The sequence below is a fragment of the Pseudomonas sp. CMR5c genome (genome assembly GCF_003850545.1).
In the GTDB taxonomy this organism is placed as follows: Bacteria; Pseudomonadota; Gammaproteobacteria; order Pseudomonadales; family Pseudomonadaceae; genus Aquipseudomonas; species Aquipseudomonas piscis.
Genome location: NZ_CP027705.1, coordinates 1,287,428 through 1,305,539, shown reverse-complemented (window position 1 = coordinate 1,305,539; position 18,112 = coordinate 1,287,428). Strand labels below are relative to the sequence as shown.

14 protein-coding genes are annotated in these 18,112 nt (G+C 63.6%); 10 read left to right on the top strand and 4 right to left on the bottom strand.

Features of this window, described 5'->3' with window-relative positions; all coding sequences use genetic code 11:
* Nucleotides 1–36: 36 nt before the first annotated feature.
* Nucleotides 37–903: a translation elongation factor Ts gene (tsf, locus tag C4K40_RS05925; RefSeq protein WP_053134472.1), complete on the bottom strand. Its 867-nt coding sequence runs from the start codon at nt 901–903 to the stop codon at nt 37–39.
* A 202-nt stretch (nt 904–1,105) separates the two neighbouring features.
* The gene (gene rpsB / locus C4K40_RS05920) at nt 1,106–1,843 is read right to left on the bottom strand and encodes a 30S ribosomal protein S2 (protein WP_053134469.1); all 738 of its coding nucleotides are present in this window, start codon (nt 1,841–1,843) and stop codon (nt 1,106–1,108) included.
* A 408-nt stretch (nt 1,844–2,251) separates the two neighbouring features.
* Between rpsB and map the strand changes: the two genes are divergently transcribed.
* The 3 genes from map to dapC are packed head-to-tail and all read left to right on the top strand — an operon-like array spanning nt 2,252 to nt 7,023.
* Nucleotides 2,252–3,034 (top strand): type I methionyl aminopeptidase, encoded by a 783-nt coding sequence (map, locus tag C4K40_RS05915; protein WP_022642573.1) that lies wholly within the window; start codon nt 2,252–2,254, stop codon nt 3,032–3,034.
* Between the two features lie 47 nt (nt 3,035–3,081).
* Complete coding sequence (locus C4K40_RS05910) at nt 3,082–5,784, top strand: [protein-PII] uridylyltransferase (RefSeq protein ID WP_053134466.1); 2,703 nt, start codon at nt 3,082–3,084, stop codon at nt 5,782–5,784.
* Nucleotides 5,785–5,823: 39 nt separating this feature from the next.
* Nucleotides 5,824–7,023, top strand: coding sequence for a succinyldiaminopimelate transaminase (gene dapC / locus C4K40_RS05905; RefSeq protein WP_053134462.1), 1,200 nt, complete (start codon nt 5,824–5,826; stop codon nt 7,021–7,023).
* A 121-nt stretch (nt 7,024–7,144) separates the two neighbouring features.
* On the opposite strand, the gene C4K40_RS05900 is transcribed toward dapC, so the two are convergent.
* Complete coding sequence (locus tag C4K40_RS05900; RefSeq protein WP_022642570.1) at nt 7,145–8,791, bottom strand: Na+/H+ antiporter; 1,647 nt, start codon at nt 8,789–8,791, stop codon at nt 7,145–7,147.
* Between the two features lie 288 nt (nt 8,792–9,079).
* Here C4K40_RS05900 and C4K40_RS05895 point away from each other — a divergent pair, with 288 nt between their 5' ends.
* The 4 genes from C4K40_RS05895 (at nt 9,080) to C4K40_RS05880 (ending at nt 12,147) form a co-directional block, all read left to right on the top strand.
* Complete coding sequence (locus tag C4K40_RS05895; protein WP_235777349.1) at nt 9,080–9,388, top strand: arsenate reductase; 309 nt, start codon at nt 9,080–9,082, stop codon at nt 9,386–9,388.
* 33 nt (nt 9,389–9,421) lie between these two features.
* On the top strand, nt 9,422–10,456 hold the full coding sequence (gene dapD / locus C4K40_RS05890) for a 2,3,4,5-tetrahydropyridine-2,6-dicarboxylate N-succinyltransferase (RefSeq protein WP_053134461.1): 1,035 nt from the start codon (nt 9,422–9,424) through the stop codon (nt 10,454–10,456).
* 81 nt (nt 10,457–10,537) lie between these two features.
* A complete protein-coding gene (locus C4K40_RS05885; RefSeq protein WP_053134458.1) occupies nt 10,538–11,743 on the top strand; it encodes an aminotransferase class V-fold PLP-dependent enzyme in 1,206 nt (401 codons plus the stop codon).
* Complete coding sequence (locus C4K40_RS05880; RefSeq protein WP_022642567.1) at nt 11,740–12,147, top strand: SufE family protein; 408 nt, start codon at nt 11,740–11,742, stop codon at nt 12,145–12,147. The genes C4K40_RS05885 and C4K40_RS05880 overlap by 4 nt, the downstream gene beginning before the upstream one ends.
* Nucleotides 12,148–12,273: 126 nt before the next feature.
* Here the strand turns inward: C4K40_RS05880 and tcdA are convergent, their stop codons facing one another.
* On the bottom strand, nt 12,274–13,083 hold the full coding sequence (tcdA, locus tag C4K40_RS05875; RefSeq protein ID WP_371263477.1) for a tRNA cyclic N6-threonylcarbamoyladenosine(37) synthase TcdA: 810 nt from the start codon (nt 13,081–13,083) through the stop codon (nt 12,274–12,276).
* A gap of 218 nt (nt 13,084–13,301) precedes the next feature.
* Here tcdA and C4K40_RS05870 point away from each other — a divergent pair, with 218 nt between their 5' ends.
* From C4K40_RS05870 to C4K40_RS05860, 3 genes are all read left to right on the top strand, one after another.
* Entirely contained in the window at nt 13,302–15,893 is a 2,592-nt protein-coding gene (locus C4K40_RS05870) for a glycosyltransferase (RefSeq protein ID WP_053134451.1), read from the top strand.
* A 196-nt stretch (nt 15,894–16,089) separates the two neighbouring features.
* Entirely contained in the window at nt 16,090–17,241 is a 1,152-nt protein-coding gene (gene dapE, locus C4K40_RS05865; RefSeq protein WP_053134448.1) for a succinyl-diaminopimelate desuccinylase, read from the top strand.
* Nucleotides 17,241–18,050, top strand: a complete 810-nt coding sequence (locus C4K40_RS05860; RefSeq protein WP_053134445.1) for a putative RNA methyltransferase — start codon at nt 17,241–17,243, stop codon at nt 18,048–18,050. Before dapE ends, C4K40_RS05860 begins: the two co-directional genes overlap by 1 nt.
* Nucleotides 18,051–18,112: the final 62 nt, after the last annotated feature.

The window sequence follows — 18,112 nt, the reverse complement described above, 5'->3', positions numbered from 1 at the left end:
GGGCAGCCTCTTTCGGGCGACAGTTGTAAAACCGTCTTACTGTTGCTTGGCAGCAGCCAGTTGTGCAGCAACTTCTTCGGCGAAGTTGTCTTCTTTCTTCTCGATGCCTTCGCCTACGGCGAAACGAGTGAAGGAAACGATTTCAGCGCCGCCTTTCTTGGCCAGAGCACCAACGGTGACTTCTGGATCCTTGACGAAAGCTTGCTCAACCAGGCTGGCCTCGGCCAGGAACTTGCTGATACGACCAGCGATCATTTTTTCAACGATGTCAGCTGGCTTGCCTTTCATCTTGTCTTCGTTCAGCTGCAGGAAGACGCCTTTTTCGCGCTCGATGGCTTCGGCGGAAACTTGCGATGGCAGCAGGAACTCAGGGTTGCTGGCAGCTACGTGCATGGCGATGTCTTTGGCCAGTTCTACGGAACCGCCTTTCAGGACAACCGCAACACCGATCTTGTTACCGTGCAGGTAAGTACCGACCACGTCACCTTCAACGCGAGCCAGACGACGGATGTTGACGTTTTCGCCAGTCTTGCCAACCAGGATCAGGCGGGCAGCTTCTTGAGCTTCGATCAGCGGAGCTGCGTCGGTCAGCTTGTCAGCGAAAGCTTTTTCCACGCTGGCAGCAACGAACGCCTTGAAGTCGTCCTGCAGAGCCAGGAAGTCGGTCTGCGAGTTCACTTCCAGCAGAACGGCGGCTTTACCGTCGTCCTTGATGGCGATAGCGCCTTCAGCGGCAACGTTGCCAGCTTTCTTGGCAGCCTTGATCGCGCCGGAGGCACGCATGTCATCAATGGCTTTCTCGATGTCGCCGCCGGCCTTGGTCAGGGCCTTCTTGCAGTCCATCATGCCTTCGCCGGTACGCTCGCGCAGTTCTTTAACCAGCGCTGCAGTAATCTCTGCCATTTTCAAAATCCTCTTGGATAGGTTTTCAACCATTCCACCCGACTGAACGGGCGCTCAATTCTTGGGCACTACCCCGAATCCACTTCATAGCAGCCACGCATTACAGAAACTGTCGGGGCCCGCTACGAAATGATTTTCGAGTTGGCAAAAAGGGGGCCAAGCCCCCTTTTTGCGTACTGAGTAAACGCTAAGCGTCAGTTACTCAGGCTTCAGCCGCCGGTGCTGCAGCTTCTTCGAACACTTCGGTGCCGCCAGCAACGTTGTTGCGGCCACGGATCACGGCATCAGCCATCGAACCCATGTACAGCTGGATGGCGCGAATGGCGTCATCGTTGCCTGGGATGATGTAGTCAACGCCTTCCGGGCTGCTGTTGGTATCGACAACGCCGATGACCGGGATGCCCAGCTTGTTGGCTTCGGTGATCGCGATGCGCTCGTGGTCAACGTCGATCACGAACAGTGCGTCAGGCAGACCGCCCATGTCCTTGATACCACCCAGGGAGCGATCCAGCTTTTCCAGATCGCGAGTGCGCATCAGCGCCTCTTTCTTGGTCAGCTTGGCGAAGGTACCGTCTTCAGCCTGGGCTTCGAGGTCACGCAGACGCTTGATGGAAGCACGGATGGTCTTGTAGTTGGTCAGCATGCCGCCCAACCAGCGGTGATCGACGTACGGCGAGCCGCAACGTGCTGCTTCTTCAGCAACGATCTTGCCGGCGGAACGCTTGGTGCCGACGAACAGAATCTTGTTCTTGCCCTGGGCCAGACGCTCTACGAAGGTCAGAGCCTCGTTGAACATTGGCAGGGTTTTTTCCAGGTTGATGATGTGAATCTTGTTACGCGCGCCGAAAATGTACTTGCCCATTTTCGGATTCCAGTAACGGGTTTGGTGACCGAAGTGCACACCGGCCTTCAGCATATCGCGCATGTTGACTTGGGACATGATAGTTCCTTAATAAGTCGGGTTAGGCCTCCACGTATCCCAATGACCAACCAACAGCTTGAGCTGAGGGCACCCAGGTCATCGTGTCGACACGTGTGTGGGTTTGGGCTTTTCAGGGACATCCCCGGAAAGCGGCGCATTTTATATCACAGCAAGGGCAAAAACGGAACCCGGTTTCACATCCGCCGATCTGCGCGGTTTTTTGCCCTGCCCCTTGAATCGGTCCAGAATGCACCCTTGGATAAAGGCAAGCACCGGCACAACCGCGGATTTGCGCCGAGCCTCTGTTAGAATCGCACCTTTGCGGCTTCCGAAAACCTCGCGGCCCTATCGCAGGCCAAGCCTGGCGAGCGCGGTTTTCTGGCCATCCCGTGTTTATCGCTCCCCCTGAGCGTCAAGAGAGCCTGTATGACCGTCACCCTCAAAACCCCCGAGGACATCGCAAAAATGCGTGTCGCCGGCAAACTGGCCGCCGAAGTGCTGGAAATGATTGCCGAGCATGTCAAACCCGGTGTCACCACCGAAGAACTGGATCGCATCTGCCATGACTACATCGTCAACGTGCAAGGCGCCATCCCGGCCCCGCTGAACTACAAGGGCTTCCCCAAGTCCATCTGCACCTCGATCAACCACGTGGTGTGCCACGGCATTCCCAACGATAAACCGTTGAAGAATGGCGACACCCTGAACATCGACGTGACCGTCATCAAGGACGGCTACCACGGCGATACCAGCCGCATGTTCCACGTCGGCACCGTGCCGGTCTGGGCCGAGCGCCTGTCGCAGATCACCCAGGAATGCATGTACAAGGCCATCGAGCTGGTGAAACCGGGATGCCGCCTGGGCGATATCGGCGAAGTGATCCAGAAGCACGCCGAAAAGAACGGCTTCTCGGTGGTCCGTGAATTCTGCGGCCATGGCATTGGCAAGGTGTTCCACGAAGAACCGCAGATCCTGCACTACGGCCGCGCTGGCACCGGCATGGAGCTCAAGGCCGGCATGACCTTCACCATCGAGCCGATGATCAACCAGGGCAAGGCCGACACCAAGGTCCTGGGCGACGGCTGGACCGCCATCACCAAGGACCGCAAGTTGTCGGCGCAGTGGGAACATACCCTGCTGGTGACAGAGACCGGCTACGAGATCTTCACCCTGCGCAGCGACGACACCATCGCCCGGGTGTCGCCCTGATCCACACCGCCGCGCCCCGACCTTATAGATAGAAAGGAAAGCAATCGATGCCGCAGGTGGATCCCGAACTCTTCGACCGCGGCCAGTTCCAGGCGGAACTGGCATTGAAGGCCAGCCCCATCGCAGCCTTCAAGAAAGCCATCCGCCAGGCACGGGAAGTGCTCGACAACCGCTTTCGCAGCGGACGGGAAATCCGCCGGCTCATCGAAGACCGCGCCTGGTTCATCGACAACATCCTGCAAAAGGCCTGGGACCAGTTCAGTTGGAGCGCCGAAGCCGATATCGCCCTGGTGGCAGTCGGCGGCTACGGGCGCGGCGAGCTCCACCCCTACTCCGACATCGACCTGCTGATCCTGCTGGGCAGCGCCGACCACGAGATCTTTCGCGATTCCATCGAACGCTTCCTCACCTTGCTCTGGGATATCGGCCTGGAGGTGGGGCAAAGCGTGCGTTCGGTGGATGAGTGCGCGGAACAGGCACGGGCCGACCTGACGGTGATCACCAACCTGATGGAAAGCCGCACCATCGCCGGCCCCGAGCGCCTGCGCCAGCGCATGCTGGAAGTCACCAGCACCGAACACATGTGGCCGAGCAAGGACTTCTTCCTGGCCAAGCACGCCGAACAAAAGGCTCGCCACCACAAGTACAACGATACCGAGTACAACCTGGAGCCCAACGTCAAGGGCTCGCCCGGCGGCCTGCGGGATATCCAGACCATTCTCTGGGTCGCCCGCCGCCAGTACGGCACCCTGAACCTGCGGGCCCTGGCCGGCGAAGGGTTCCTGCTGGAAAGCGAGAACGCCTTGCTGGCGTCCTCCCAGGAGTTCCTCTGGCGTGTGCGCTACGCCCTGCACATGCTCGCCGGACGCGCCGAAGACCGCCTGCTGCTCGACCACCAGCGCTCCATCGCCACCCTGCTGGGCTTCGAGGGCGAAGACGCCAAGCAGAGCATCGAAAGCTTCATGCAGCAGTACTACCGCGTGGTGATGAGCATCGCCCAGCTGAGCGACCTGATCATCCAGCACTTCGAAGAGGTGATCCTCGCGCCCGAGGATGAAGCCCCGCCCCAGCCGATCAACGCCCGCTTCCAACTGCACGACGGCTATATCGAAGCGATCAACGACAAGGTGTTCAAGCGCACCCCGTTCGCGATGCTGGAGATCTTCGTGCTGATGGCCCAGCACCCTGAGATCAAGGGCGTGCGCGCCGACACCATCCGCCTGTTGCGCGAGCACCGGCACCTGATCGACGACGATTTCCGCCACGACATCCGCAACACCAGCCTGTTCATCGAGCTGTTCAAGTGCGAGATCGGCATCCACCGCAACCTGCGGCGGATGAACCGCTACGGCATTCTCGGACGCTACCTGCCCGAGTTCGGCTTCATCGTCGGGCAGATGCAGCACGACCTGTTCCACATCTATACCGTGGACGCCCACACGCTGAACCTGATCAAGCACCTGCGCAAACTGCAGTACACGCCCATTTCCGAGAAATTCCCGCTGGCCAGCAAGCTCATGGGCAAGCTGCCCAAGCCGGAGCTGATCTACATGGCCGGCCTCTACCACGACATCGGCAAGGGCCGGCAAGGCGACCACTCGGAAATCGGCGCAGTGGACGCCGAGGCCTTCTGCATCCGCCACCAACTGCCGCTATGGGACACCCGGCTGATCGTCTGGCTGGTGCAGAACCACCTGGTGATGTCCACCACAGCCCAGCGCAAGGACCTCTCCGACCCGCAAGTGATCCACGACTTCGCCCAGGTCGTGGTGGACCAGACCCGCCTGGACTACCTCTACGTGATGACCGTGGCCGACATCTATGCCACCAACCCCAGCCTGTGGAACTCCTGGCGCGCCAGCCTGCTGCGCCAGCTCTACACCGAGACCAAGCGCGCCCTGCGCCGCGGCCTGGAGAACCCGGTGGATCGCGAGGAGCAGATCCGCCAGACCCAGAGCGCGGCCCTGGATATCCTGGTGCGCAATGGCACCGATCCGGACGAGGTCGAGCAACTCTGGTCACAGCTGGGGGACGACTACTTCCTGCGCCACACCGCCGGCGACGTGGCCTGGCACAGCGACGCCATCCTCCAGCAGCCGGTCGACGGCGGCTCGCTGGTGCTGATCAAGGAAATCACCCAGCGCGAATTCGAGGGCGGCACGCAGATCTTCATCTATGCCCCCGACCAGCACGATTTCTTCGCCGTGACCGTGGCCGCCATGGACCAGCTCAACCTGAACATCCATGACGCCCGGATCATCACCTCCAGCAGCCAGTTCACCCTCGACACCTATATCGTCCTGGACAACGACGGCGAATCCATCGGCAACAACCCCGAGCGGGTCGAGCAGATCCGCAAGGGCCTGACCGATGCCCTGCGCAATCCCGACGACTACCCGACCATCATCCAGCGCCGGGTACCGCGCCAGCTCAAGCACTTCGCCTTCGCCCCCGAGGTGACCATCCACAACGACGCCCAGCGCCCGGTCACCGTGCTGGAGCTCAGCGCTCCCGACCGCCCGGGCCTGCTGGCGCGCATTGGCAAGATCTTCCTGGAGTTCGACCTGTCGCTGCAGAACGCCAAGATCGCCACCCTGGGCGAGCGCGTGGAAGACGTGTTCTTCATTACCGACGCGAACAACCAGCCCCTTTCCGACCCCCAGCTGTGCAGTCGCCTGCAGGATGCGATCGTCAGCCAGTTGAGCGTCAGCCATGAACCGACTATCGAAATGACCCGCCTGAGCATCTGACAGGTCATGACCCGACGCTTTGATCGAGACCCCGCACCGATGAACAACGCTCTGAACCAGCTGCAGCCCTACCCGTTCGAAAAGCTCCGCGCCTTGCTCGGCGGCGTCACCCCCAACCCAGACAAGCGCCCCATTGCCCTGTCCATCGGCGAACCGAAGCACCGTTCGCCGAGCTTCGTCGCCGAGGCCCTGGCCAACAACCTCGACCAGATGGCCGTGTACCCCACTACCCTGGGCATCCCGGCCCTGCGCGAGGCCATCGGTGCCTGGTGCGAGCGGCGCTTCGGTGTGCCGGAAGGCTGGATCGACCCGGCGCGTAACGTGTTACCGGTGAACGGTACCCGCGAGGCGCTGTTCGCCTTTACCCAGACCGTGGTCAATCGCGGCGAGGACGCCCTGGTGGTCAGCCCCAACCCGTTCTACCAGATCTACGAGGGCGCAGCGTTCCTGGCCGGGGCCAAGCCGCACTACCTGCCCTGCCTGGACGAAAACGGCTTCAACCCGGACTTCGACGCAGTACCGGCCGAGATCTGGCAGCGCTGCCAGATCCTGTTCCTGTGCTCGCCGGGCAACCCCACCGGCGCACTGATTCCGCTGGCGACCTTGAAGAAGCTGATCGCCCTGGCGGACGAGCACGACTTCGTGATCGCCGCCGACGAATGCTATAGCGAGCTGTATTTCGACGAGCAATCGCCGCCACCCGGCCTGCTCAGTGCCTGTGCCGAGCTGGGCCGCAAGGACTTCAAGCGCTGCGTGGTGTTCCACAGCCTGTCCAAGCGCTCCAACCTGCCGGGCCTGCGCTCGGGCTTCGTCGCCGGCGATGCCGAGATCCTCAAGGGCTTCTTGCTGTACCGCACCTACCACGGCTGCGCCATGCCGGTACAGACCCAACTGGCCAGCGTCGCCGCCTGGAACGATGAAGTCCATGTACGGGCCAACCGTGCGCTGTACCGCGAGAAATTCGATGCGGTATTGGCGATTCTCGCACCGGTCATGGACGTGCAGCGTCCGGACGGCAGTTTCTACCTGTGGCCGAACGTGGCCGGTGATGACGCAGCGTTCTGCCGCGACCTGTTCGAACAGGAACACGTGACCGTAGTCCCGGGCTCCTATCTTTCCCGCGATGTGGACGGCACCAACCCCGGCGCCGACCGCGTGCGCATGGCCCTGGTGGCGCCATTGGCTGAGTGCGTCGAGGCTGCCGAGCGGATTCGCGATTTCGTATTGCGCCGTAAATAATCTCGCGAACCTGCAGCAACGAAGCTTGTTCGCGATGGACGACAACGCGGTGCATTAGGTGCACTGCGTTGTCTGAATCGCGGGCAAGTCGGATCGCCGCCCACTCGCTCCCACATCAGCGTCATTTCACCGATCCCAGGTTCGCCTCGCTCAAATCCAGTTCCGCCAGCACTTCACGCAGCACATCGTCGCCGATCTGATGCTGGCGGCTCAGGCGGTACAGCTCCAACCGTTGCGCGCGCAGGGCCTTGAGCCGCAGGCGCCGCTCCAGCAGGTCCATCTGCTGGGCCAGGGCCTGGGCCTCGGCAGAATCGTTGTAGACCTCCAACTGGTGCCGATACTCGGCCATCAACCGGCCCTTGAGCTCGCTGCTCAGGGCGGCCTGGGCGGCATCCGGAGCCTCGCCGGACTCGGCGACCTCCTCGGCTTCAAGTGCGTGGATCGCTGCCTCGGCGGTCTTGCGCCAGGCATCGCGCACTTCGCCCCGGCGTTTGTCGTCAGGGCTCTTGACGATGCCACGCAGCAGCAGCGGCAGGGCGATGCACGCCGCTACCAGGGACAGCAGGATCACCCCGGCGGCAATGAAGATCAGCAGGTCACGTTCGGGAAAGGCTTCGCCCGCGCCCAGGAATAGAGGCACCGACATCACGCCGGCCAGGGTCACCGCCCCGCGCACACCGCCCACGGTCAGCAGCCAGCAGGAACGCGCGGTGGGCACCAGGGTCAGCTCGCCCTTGCCGCGCCAGCGCCGCAGCAGGCCCGACAAGCGCCAGATGCTCTGCACCCAGATGAAGCGCAGCACCAGCAACACCAGGAAAATCGCCACCACATCCAGGCAGCGGTAGGCCAGGGTCGGCCAGAGCGACGTCTCGTGGCTGACCACCGCCTTGATGATGTCCGGCAACTGCAGGCCCAGCAGCAGGAAGATCAGGCCGTTGAAGGCGAACTCCAGCAACGACCAGACACTGCGGTTGAGCAGGCGGGTGCTGGTCTGGCGCGGCAGCAGGTCGAGCCAGCTCTGCATCATCCCCGCCGCCACCGCCGAAAGGATACCCGAGGCTCCCAGGCGCTCGGCCAGGACATAGGCGGCGAACGGCAGCAGCAACATGAACACCACGTGGGTCGCCGGATCATCCCAGCCACGGGCGATCATCCAGGCCCGCAAGCGCCCCACCAGCCAGCTCAGGGCCACGCCCACCGCCAGGCCACCCACCGCCACCAGGACGAAGGTCAGGCTGGCATTGGCCAGGGAAAACACCCCGGTGACCGCCGCCACCAGGGCGAACTTGAAGGTCACCAGGCCCGAGGCGTCGTTCATCAACGCCTCGCCCTGGAGCATGTGCATCAACGGCGTCGGCAGGCGGTTCTGGGAAATCGCCGAGACCGCCACGGCGTCGGTGGGCGACAGCACCGCCGCCAGGGCGAAGGCCACCGGCAAGGGAATGGTCGGCAATAGCCAGTGGATGAAATAACCGGCGCCGACCACCGTGAACAGCACCAGCCCCACAGCCAGGGTCAGGATCGGGCCACGCAAGCGCCAGAACTCGCGCTTGGGCATGCGCCAGCCATCGGAAAACAGCAGCGGCGGCAGGAACAGAAACAGGAACAGCTCCGGGTCCAGGGCCACGTGCAGGCCCAGGGTCGGCCAGGCCAGCAAGGCCCCGGCGCTGATCTGCACCAGGGGCAATGGCAGTGGGATCACCCGCCCGACAAGACGCGAGAGGCTCACCAGCATCAGCATGATGAGAACGGTGTAGGCGGTTTGCATAAAGCGGGGTTCCTGATTCGGACTTTCAGAGCAGACACACAAACTCGGCAACAATTCGCCGCAGAAGTGCCATATTAGCCGCTTAAGCTGCGCTCACGCCGCTGCACGAAAGTCGCAACGCCCAGGTCCGCGCAACACAATGCGACAAAGCCCCGCAGCCGCCGACGCCTAAGCGCCGCCGTCGTGGCATAATCCCGGACCTTTGATTACCAGCACTCCAGAGGGGGCAATTCCTTGACCGCTTCAAGCAAAACGTTGCACCTTTTCGGCATCAAGGCCTGCGACACCATGAAAAAGGCGCGCACCTGGCTCGATGAACACGCTGTCAGCTATGACTTCCACGACTACAAGACCTCCGGCATCGATCGCGAGCACCTGAACCAGTGGTGCGCCGAGCACGGCTGGGAAGTGGTGCTGAACCGCGCGGGTACTACCTTCCGCAAGCTCGATGAGGCCAGCAAGGCCGACCTCGACCAGGCCAAGGCCGTCGAACTGATGCTCGCGCAACCGTCGATGATCAAGCGTCCGGTGCTCGACCTCGGAAACAGAACCCTGATTGGCTTCAAGCCAGACCTTTACGCAGCGGCGCTCAAGTAAGCCTGCTCAATCAATTTCGCAAGAGGTAACTGCATGTCCACTACCCTGTTCAGCCTGGCATTCGGTGTCGGCACCCAGAACCGCCAAGGTGCTTGGCTGGAAGTGTTTTACGCAGCGCCGCTGCTCAAGCCAGCCGCTGAAATCGTCGCCGCCGTAGCGCCGATCCTCGGCTACAGCGAAGGCAACCAGGCCATCACCTTCAGCACCACCCAGGCCGCGCAGATGGCCGACGCCCTCAAGGGTATCGACGCCACCCAGGCCGCCCTACTGACCCGCCTGGCCGAAAGCCACAAGCCCCTGGTCGCCACCCTGCTGGCCGAAGACGCCCAACTGACCAGCACCCCAGAGGCCTACCTCAAGCTGCACCTGCTGTCCCATCGCCTGGTCAAACCCCATGGCCTGAGCCTGGCCGGCGTATTCCCGCTGCTGCCGAACGTCGCCTGGACCAGCCAGGGCGCCATCGACCTGGCCGAACTGGCCGAGCGCCAACTCGAAGCACGCCTGCGCGGCGAACTGCTGGAAGTGTTCTCGGTGGACAAGTTCCCGAAAATGACCGACTACGTCGTGCCGAGCGGCGTGCGTATCGCTGACAGCGCACGGATCCGCCTGGGCGCCTACATCGGCGAAGGCACCACCGTGATGCACGAGGGCTTCGTCAACTTCAACGCTGGCACCGAAGGCCCGGGCATGATCGAAGGCCGCGTATCGGCTGGCGTGTTCGTCGGCAAGGGTTCGGACCTGGGCGGCGGCTGCTCCACCATGGGTACCCTGTCGGGTGGCGGCAACATCGTGATCAAGGTCGGCGAAGGCTGCCTGATCGGCGCCAACGCCGGCATCGGCATCCCGCTGGGCGATCGCAACACCGTGGAATCGGGCCTGTACGTGACCGCCGGGACCAAGGTGGCGCTGCTGGACGAGAACAACCAACTGGTCAAGGTCCTCAAGGCCCGGGAACTGGCCGGCCAGCCTGACCTGCTGTTCCGTCGCAACTCGGAAACCGGCGCCGTGGAGTGCAAGACCCACAAGTCGGCCATCGAGCTGAACGAAGCGCTGCACGCTCACAACTAAGCGAGCCCAGCACGCGGTTCCACCGGAACCCGCCGGGCGCTTATCATCAGCGCCCGGCCTGTTCGAACGAGTTTCGCCATCATGCTTTTACCCTCCCCCTGGCGCGCCGATTTCCCGGCCATCGCCGCCCTGCAACGCCAGGACCAGACCTACCTGGACAACGCCGCCACCACCCAGAAGCCCCAGGCCCTGTTGGACGCCCTGGCGCACTACTACGCCAATGGCGCGGCCAACGTGCATCGCGCCCAGCACCTGCCCGGCGCCCACGCCACCCAGGCTTTCGAGGACAGCCGCAGCAAGGTCGGGCAATGGCTGAATGTCGGCGACAGCGGGCAGATCGTCTTCACCCACGGCGCGACTTCCGCGCTGAACCTCCTGGCCTATGGCCTGGAGCATCGATTCGAGGCTGGCGATGAAATCGTCGTCAGCGCCCTGGAACATCACGCCAACCTGCTGCCTTGGCAGCAACTGGCCCAGCGCCGCGGGCTGAGCCTGGTGGTCCTGCCGCTGGATGCCGACGGGCTGGTGGATATCGACGCCGCGAGCCGCCTGATCGGCCCTCGTACCCGATTGCTGGCAGTCAGCCAGCTGTCCAACGTGCTCGGCGCCTGGCAACCCCTGACCCCGCTGCTGGCCATGGCCAGGGCCCAGGGCGCGCTGACCGTGGTCGACGGCGCCCAGGGGGTGGTCCACGGCCGACATGACGTTCAGGCCCTGGGCTGCGACTTCTATGTGTTTTCCAGCCACAAGCTGTACGGCCCGGAAGGCGTCGGCGTGCTCTTCGGCCGCCATGGGGCGCTCAAGGGAGTGCGCCATTGGCAATTCGGTGGCGAGATGGTCCAGGACGCCGATTACCAGCACGCCAGGTTCCGCCCTGCCCCCCTGGGTTTCGAGGCAGGAACGCCAGCGATCGCCGGGGTCATCGGCCTTGGCGCCACCCTGGACTACCTCGCTGGCCTGGACCAGCAAGCCGTGGCCGAACATGAAGCAAAACTGCATGCCTACCTGCTGCACGGGCTACAGGCGCGCAACGGCATCCGCCTGCTGGGCACGCCGCAGCTGGCGCTGGTCAGCTTCGTGGTCGACGGCGTACACAGCGCCGATCTGGCACACCTGTTGACCGAACAGGGCATCGCCGTGCGGGCCGGCCATCACTGCGCCATGCCCTTGCTCAAGAGCCTCGGCCTGCACGGAGCGATCCGCGTGTCCCTGGCGCTGTACAACGACTCCGAGGACCTGGAGCGCTTCTTCGAGGCCCTGGACCAGGCTCTGGAGCTGCTGCGATGAGCCTGCCGGAAGACGCCAGCACAGCGCTGCAAGTGTTCCAGGAAGCCGCAGGCTGGGAGCAGCGGGCGCGCCTGTTGATGCAATGGGGCGAGCGCCTGCCGGCCCTGGACGACAGCGCCAGGGTCGAGGCCAATCGGGTGCACGGTTGTGAGAGCCAGGTGTGGCTGGTGGCAAGCCTGGATCAAGGCCGCTGGCAATTCGCCGCGGCCACCGATGCGCGGCTGATCCGTGGCCTGGTGGCGCTGCTGCTGGCGCGGGTCAACGGATTGTCCGCGCAAGAGTTGCGCGAGGTGAACCTCGCGGACTGGTTCAACCAGTTGGGGTTGTCGCGCCAGCTCTCGCCATCACGCGCCAACGGCCTGAATGCCGTGTTGCAACGGATGGGCGAACTGGCCAGCGTGTAACCGCTGCCAAGCCTGCGAGGCTGCGACAAGGGCCGAAGGACCTTCAGCGGATTCAAGACCCAGCGGCCGTACGCAGCCTGCGGTTGCGGCTACACGGGCCAGTCCGTGAATGCCTAGGCCGCAAGGCTACACCGCCTTGTTGCGCTCGGACGGACGGCGCACGCCGGCTACCAGCTTGTCCACCGCCTTGGTCGCCGCGACCATGCCGAACGTCGCGGTCACCATCATCACCGCACCGAAACCGCCGGCACAATCGAGCTTGACCCCATCACCGACGAAGCTCTTCTGCAGGCAGATACCGCCGTCGGGCTTGGGATAGCGCAGTTGCTCGGTGGAAAACACGCAGGGCACGCTGTAGTGCCGGTTCATGGTGCGCGAGAACCCGTAGTCGCGGCGCAAGGTCGAACGCACCTTGGATGCCAGCGGGTCATTGAAGGTGCGGTTCAGGTCGCAGACCTGGATCTGGGTCGGATCGATCTGCCCGCCAGCCCCGCCGGTGGTGATGATCTGGATCTTGCGGCGCTTGCACCAGGCGATCAGGGCCGCCTTGGCATTCACACTGTCGATGCAGTCGATCACGCAGTCGATTTCGGGAGTGATGTACTCGGCCATGGTGTCGCGGGTGACGAAGTCCGTGACCGGGTGCACCGCGCAGTGCGGATTGATGCCCCGCAGGCGCTCGGCCATGACCTCGACCTTGGGCCGACCCACGGTGCTGTCCAGGGCATGCAGTTGGCGGTTGCTGTTGCTGACGCAGACATCGTCGAGGTCGAACAGCGAGATTTCCCCCACTCCGCAACGGGCGATGGCTTCCGCCGCCCAGGAACCGACCCCGCCGATACCGACGATCGCCACGTGGGCCGCCCGCAGCCGTTCCAGGCCCTCGATGCCATACAAGCGGGCGACGCCGGCAAACCGTGGATCTTCTGTACTCATGACCATCACCTAAAAAACCGGCGCGCATTATAGGGCTTCGCCGCGACAAGTTTTAAGCCGCCAGCTACAAGTAAAGAACTTAAACCCAATTACGGTGCCCAAGGTCCCGCCGTCCCCTGTGCGCTGTACGCTCAGTTGAGGGCCAGTGTAGGATGCGCGCCGTTTTGGCGCCTGCCGCCCCTTCCCTCGTTCCACACTTCTTGGAACCCGAAATAGCCATGTCATCGCGTAAATTTGGACTCAACCTGGTGGTAGTACTGGCCATCGCCGCACTGTTCACCGGTTTCTGGGCGCTGATCAATCGCCCGGTCTCGGCCCCCGACTGGCCGGAACAGATCTCCGGTTTTTCCTACTCGCCCTTCCAGCTGGGTCAGTTCCCGCAAAAGGACCAGTACCCGTCCGACGATGAAATGCGTCGCGACCTGGAAATCATGAGCAAGCTGACCGACAACATTCGTACCTATTCGGTGGATGGCAGCCTGCAGGACATTCCCCGGCTGGCAGAAGAATTCGGCCTGCGCGTGACCTTGGGGATCTGGATCAGCCCGGACCTGGAGCGCAACGAGCGCGAGATCATGCGCGCCATCGAACTGGCCAATACCTCCCGCAGCGTGGTCCGGGTGGTGGTGGGTAACGAGGCGATCTTCCGCAAGGAAATCAGCGCCGACCAGCTGTCCGTGGTCCTGGACCGGGTACGTGCCGCAGTGAAGGTGCCGGTCACCACTTCCGAGCAGTGGCACGTCTGGGAAGAACATCCGGAACTGGCCCAGCACGTCGACCTGATCGCCGCGCACATCCTGCCCTACTGGGAATTCATCCCGGTGGACAAGGCCGAACAGTTCGTCCTCGACCGGGCTCGCGACCTGAAGAAGATGTTCCCGAAAAAACCGCTGCTGCTGTCCGAAGTGGGCTGGCCGAGCAATGGCCGGATGCGCGGTGGCGCCGACGCCAGCCCGGCGGACCAGGCGATCTACCTGCGGACCCTGGTCAACCAGCTCAACCGCCAGGGCTACAACTACTTCGTCATCGAAGCCTTCGACCAACCGTGGAAGGCCAGCGACGAAGGCTCGGTGGGCGCCTACTGGGGTGTGTTCAACGCTGCGCGCCAGCAGAAATTCAACTTCGAAGGCCCGGTGGTGGCGATCCCGCAATGGCGGGTACTGGCCATCGGCTCGGTGGTCCTGGCGATGCTGTCCCTGGCGATCCTGCTGATCGACGGCTCGGCCCTGCGCCAGCGTGGACGGACGTTCCTGACCTTCATCGCCTTCCTCTGCGGTTCGGTGCTGGTGTGGATCGGCTATGACTACAGCCAGCAGTACAGCACCTGGTTCAGCCTGACCGTGGGCTTCCTCCTGGCCCTGGGCGCCCTGGGGGTGTTCATCGTCCTGCTCACCGAAGCTCACGAACTGGCCGAGGCGGTGTGGGTGCGCAAGCGCCGGCGCGAGTTCCTGCCGGTGGAAGGCGATTCCGGCTACCGGCCGAAAGTCTCGATCCACGTGCCCTGCTACAACGAACCACCGGAGATGGTGAAGCAGACCCTCGATGCCCTGGCCAACCTCGATTACCCGGACTACGAAGTCCTGATCATCGACAACAACACCAAGGACCCGGCCGTCTGGGAGCCGGTCCAGGCCTATTGCCAGACCCTGGGGCCGCGCTTTCGCTTCTTCCATGTCTCGCCGCTGGCCGGCTTCAAGGGCGGCGCGCTGAACTACCTGATCCCGCACACCGCCAAGGACGCCGAGGTGATCGCGGTCATCGACTCCGACTACTGCGTGGAGCGCAACTGGCTCAAGCACATGGTGCCGCACTTCGCCGACCCGAAGATCGCCATCGTGCAGTCGCCCCAGGATTACCGCGACCAGGACGAAAGCACCTTCAAGAAGCTCTGCTACGCGGAGTACAAGGGCTTCTTCCATATCGGCATGGTCACCCGCAACGACCGCGACGCCATCATCCAGCACGGCACCATGACCATGACCCGGCGCTCGGTGCTCGAAGAGCTGGGCTGGGCCGACTGGTGCATCTGCGAGGACGCCGAGCTGGGCCTGCGGGTGTTCGAGAAGGGCCTGTCGGCCGCCTACCACCACGAAAGCTACGGCAAGGGCCTGATGCCCGATACCTTCATCGACTTCAAGAAGCAGCGTTTCCGCTGGGCCTACGGCGCGATCCAGATCATCAAGCGCCATACCGCCAGCCTGCTGCGCGGCAAGGACACCGAGCTGACCCGCGGCCAGCGCTACCACTTCCTGGCGGGCTGGCTACCGTGGGTGGCCGACGGCATGAACATTTTCTTCACCATCGGCGCACTGTTGTGGTCGGCGGCGATGATCATCGTGCCCAAGCAGGTGGACCCGCCGCTGCTGATCTTCGCCATTCCGCCCCTGGCGCTGTTCGTGTTCAAGGTCGGCAAGATCATCTTCCTCTACCGCCGCGCGGTGGGCGTGAACCTCAAGGACGCCTTCTGCGCGGCCCTGGCCGGCCTGGCCCTGTCCCATACCATCGCCAAGGCGGTGCTGTACGGTTTCTTCACCAGCAGCATTCCGTTCTTCCGCACGCCGAAGAACGCCAACAGCCATGGTTTCTGGGTGGCGATCTCCGAGGCTCGGGAAGAGCTGTTCATCATGCTGCTGCTGTGGGGCGCGGCGCTGGGGATCTTCCTGGTCCAGGGCCTGCCGAGCAACGACATGCGCTTCTGGGTGACCATGCTCCTGGTGCAGTCGCTGCCCTACGTGGCGGCACTGGTCATGGCCTTCCTGTCGTCGCTGCCCAAGCCGGCGCCGGAGCCTGAACCGATCCCTGCGGGCTGAATCGACGCAAAGCACTAAACGGCGGCCTGAGGCTGCCGTTTTGCTTTAAGATATCCGCCATTTTGCGCGCCTTGCCCCCCATTACAGTAGGAGCCAGGCTTACCTGCGATGAAACCTTTGCGGTGCTTTGGGCAAACCGCGTCGCGACCATCGCGGGCCAGCCTCGCTCCTACCTATAACGTCTCCGGAGTTTCCCATGACGGCCCATGCCGAGCTTTCGCCGACCCTGCAACTTGCCTGTGACCTGATCCGTCGCCCCTCGGTGACCCCGGTCGATGCCGACTGCCAGAAGCTGATGATGCAGCGCCTGGGCGATGCCGGTTTCCAGCTGGAACCGATGCGCATCGAGGACGTGGACAACTTCTGGGCCACCCATGGCAAGCATGAGGGCCCGGTGCTGTGCTTCGCCGGCCATACCGACGTGGTGCCCACCGGCCCGGTCCAGGCCTGGCAGAACGATCCGTTCGAGGCCCTGATCGACGAACACGGCATGCTCTGCGGCCGTGGCGCGGCGGACATGAAAGGCAGCCTGGCGGCGATGCTGGTGGCCGCCGAGCGCTTCGTCGGCGATTACCCGGACCACAAGGGTTCGGTGGCGTTCCTGATCACCAGCGATGAAGAAGGTCCGGCGCACCATGGCACCAAGGCCGTGGTCGAACGCCTGGCGGCACGCAAGGAGCGCCTGGACTGGTGCATCGTCGGCGAGCCGTCGAGTACCAGCCTGGTGGGCGATGTGGTCAAGAACGGCCGTCGCGGCTCCCTGGGCGCCAAGCTCACGGTCCGTGGGGTCCAGGGCCACGTGGCCTATCCGCACCTGGCCAAGAACCCGATCCACCTGGCCGCTGCGGCCCTGGCGGAATTGGCGGCCGAGCACTGGGACGACGGCAACGCCTTCTTCCCGCCCACCAGCTTCCAGATCTCCAACCTCAACTCCGGTACCGGCGCCACCAACGTGATCCCCGGTGAACTGGTGGCCCTGTTCAACTTCCGCTTCTCCACCGAGTCCACCGTCGAAGGCCTGCAGCAGCGGGTCGCGGCGATCCTCGACAAGCACGAACTGGACTGGCATGTGGAGTGGGCGCTGTCCGGCCTGCCGTTCCTCACCGAGCCAGGCGCCCTGCTGGACGCGGTATCGGCCAGCATCAAGCAGGTCACCGGTCGCCAGACCAAGGCCTCCACCAGCGGCGGTACATCCGATGGTCGCTTCATCGCCACCCTGGGCACCCAGGTCGTGGAGTTGGGGCCGGTCAACGCCACCATCCACCAGGTCAACGAGCGGATCCTGGCCAGCGACCTCGACGTGCTGACCGAGATCTACTACCAAACTCTGGTCCGGTTGCTCGCCTGATGCTCGCCTGTCCTCTTTGCAGCGCCCCGCTGAACACCCAGGACAACGGCGTGGTGTGCCCGGCCGGGCATCGCTTCGACCGTGCCCGCCAGGGCTACCTGAACCTGCTGCCGGTGCAACACAAGAACAGCCGCGACCCGGGCGACAACCAAGCCATGGTCGAGGCCCGCCGCGACTTCCTCAACGCCGGGCACTACGCCCCGGTGGCCGCGCGCCTGGCCGAGCTGGCCGCCGAGCGGGCACCACAGCGCTGGGTCGATATCGGCTGCGGCGAGGGTTACTACACCGCGCAGCTGGCCCAGGCCCTGCCCGACGCCGATGGCTACGCCCTGGATATTTCCCGGGAAGCGGTCAAGCGCGCCTGCCGCCGGGCCCCGCAGTTGACCTGGATGGTCGCCAGCATGGCGCGTGTTCCCCTGGCCGAGGGTAGTTGCCAGTTCCTGGCCAGTGTCTTCAGTCCTCTGGACTGGCAGGAAGCCAAGCGCCTCTTGAGCCCTGGCGGCGGCCTGATGAAGGTCGGGCCTACCAGCGGCCACCTGATGGAGCTGCGTGAACGCCTGTACGACGAGGTCCGGGAATACACCGACGACAAGCACCTGGCCCTGGTGCCACAGGGCATGGCCCTGGACCATAACGAGGTCCTGGAATTCAAGCTGCGCCTGGATCGCCCGCAAGATCGCGCCAACCTGCTGGCCATGACGCCCCATGGCTGGCGTGCCAGCGCCGAGCGCCGGGCCGCGGTGATCGAGCAAGAGCAGCCGTTCGAGGTCAGCGTATCGATGCGCTACGATTATTTCGTACTGCAGTGACCCCACTTCAACCACGACCCCGGGCATGGGCCTGGGGTCGGATAAATCCGCGAATGGATTTT

Bases quoted from the DNA above. Each gene is read 5' to 3' on its own strand.
- tsf (WP_053134472.1), bottom strand. From the start codon at position 903: ATGGCAGAGATTACTGCAGCGCTGGTTAAAGAACTGCGCGAGCGTACC.
- rpsB (WP_053134469.1), bottom strand. From the start codon at position 1,843: ATGTCCCAAGTCAACATGCGCGATATGCTGAAGGCCGGTGTGCACTTC.
- map (WP_022642573.1), top strand. From the start codon at position 2,252: ATGACCGTCACCCTCAAAACCCCCGAGGACATCGCAAAAATGCGTGTC.
- C4K40_RS05910 (WP_053134466.1), top strand. From the start codon at position 3,082: ATGCCGCAGGTGGATCCCGAACTCTTCGACCGCGGCCAGTTCCAGGCG.
- dapC (WP_053134462.1), top strand. From the start codon at position 5,824: ATGAACAACGCTCTGAACCAGCTGCAGCCCTACCCGTTCGAAAAGCTC.
- C4K40_RS05900 (WP_022642570.1), bottom strand. From the start codon at position 8,791: ATGCAAACCGCCTACACCGTTCTCATCATGCTGATGCTGGTGAGCCTC.
- C4K40_RS05895 (WP_235777349.1), top strand. From the start codon at position 9,080: ATGAAAAAGGCGCGCACCTGGCTCGATGAACACGCTGTCAGCTATGAC.
- dapD (WP_053134461.1), top strand. From the start codon at position 9,422: ATGTCCACTACCCTGTTCAGCCTGGCATTCGGTGTCGGCACCCAGAAC.
- C4K40_RS05885 (WP_053134458.1), top strand. From the start codon at position 10,538: ATGCTTTTACCCTCCCCCTGGCGCGCCGATTTCCCGGCCATCGCCGCC.
- C4K40_RS05880 (WP_022642567.1), top strand. From the start codon at position 11,740: ATGAGCCTGCCGGAAGACGCCAGCACAGCGCTGCAAGTGTTCCAGGAA.
- tcdA (WP_371263477.1), bottom strand. From the start codon at position 13,083: ATGAGTACAGAAGATCCACGGTTTGCCGGCGTCGCCCGCTTGTATGGC.
- C4K40_RS05870 (WP_053134451.1), top strand. From the start codon at position 13,302: ATGTCATCGCGTAAATTTGGACTCAACCTGGTGGTAGTACTGGCCATC.
- dapE (WP_053134448.1), top strand. From the start codon at position 16,090: ATGACGGCCCATGCCGAGCTTTCGCCGACCCTGCAACTTGCCTGTGAC.
- C4K40_RS05860 (WP_053134445.1), top strand. From the start codon at position 17,241: ATGCTCGCCTGTCCTCTTTGCAGCGCCCCGCTGAACACCCAGGACAAC.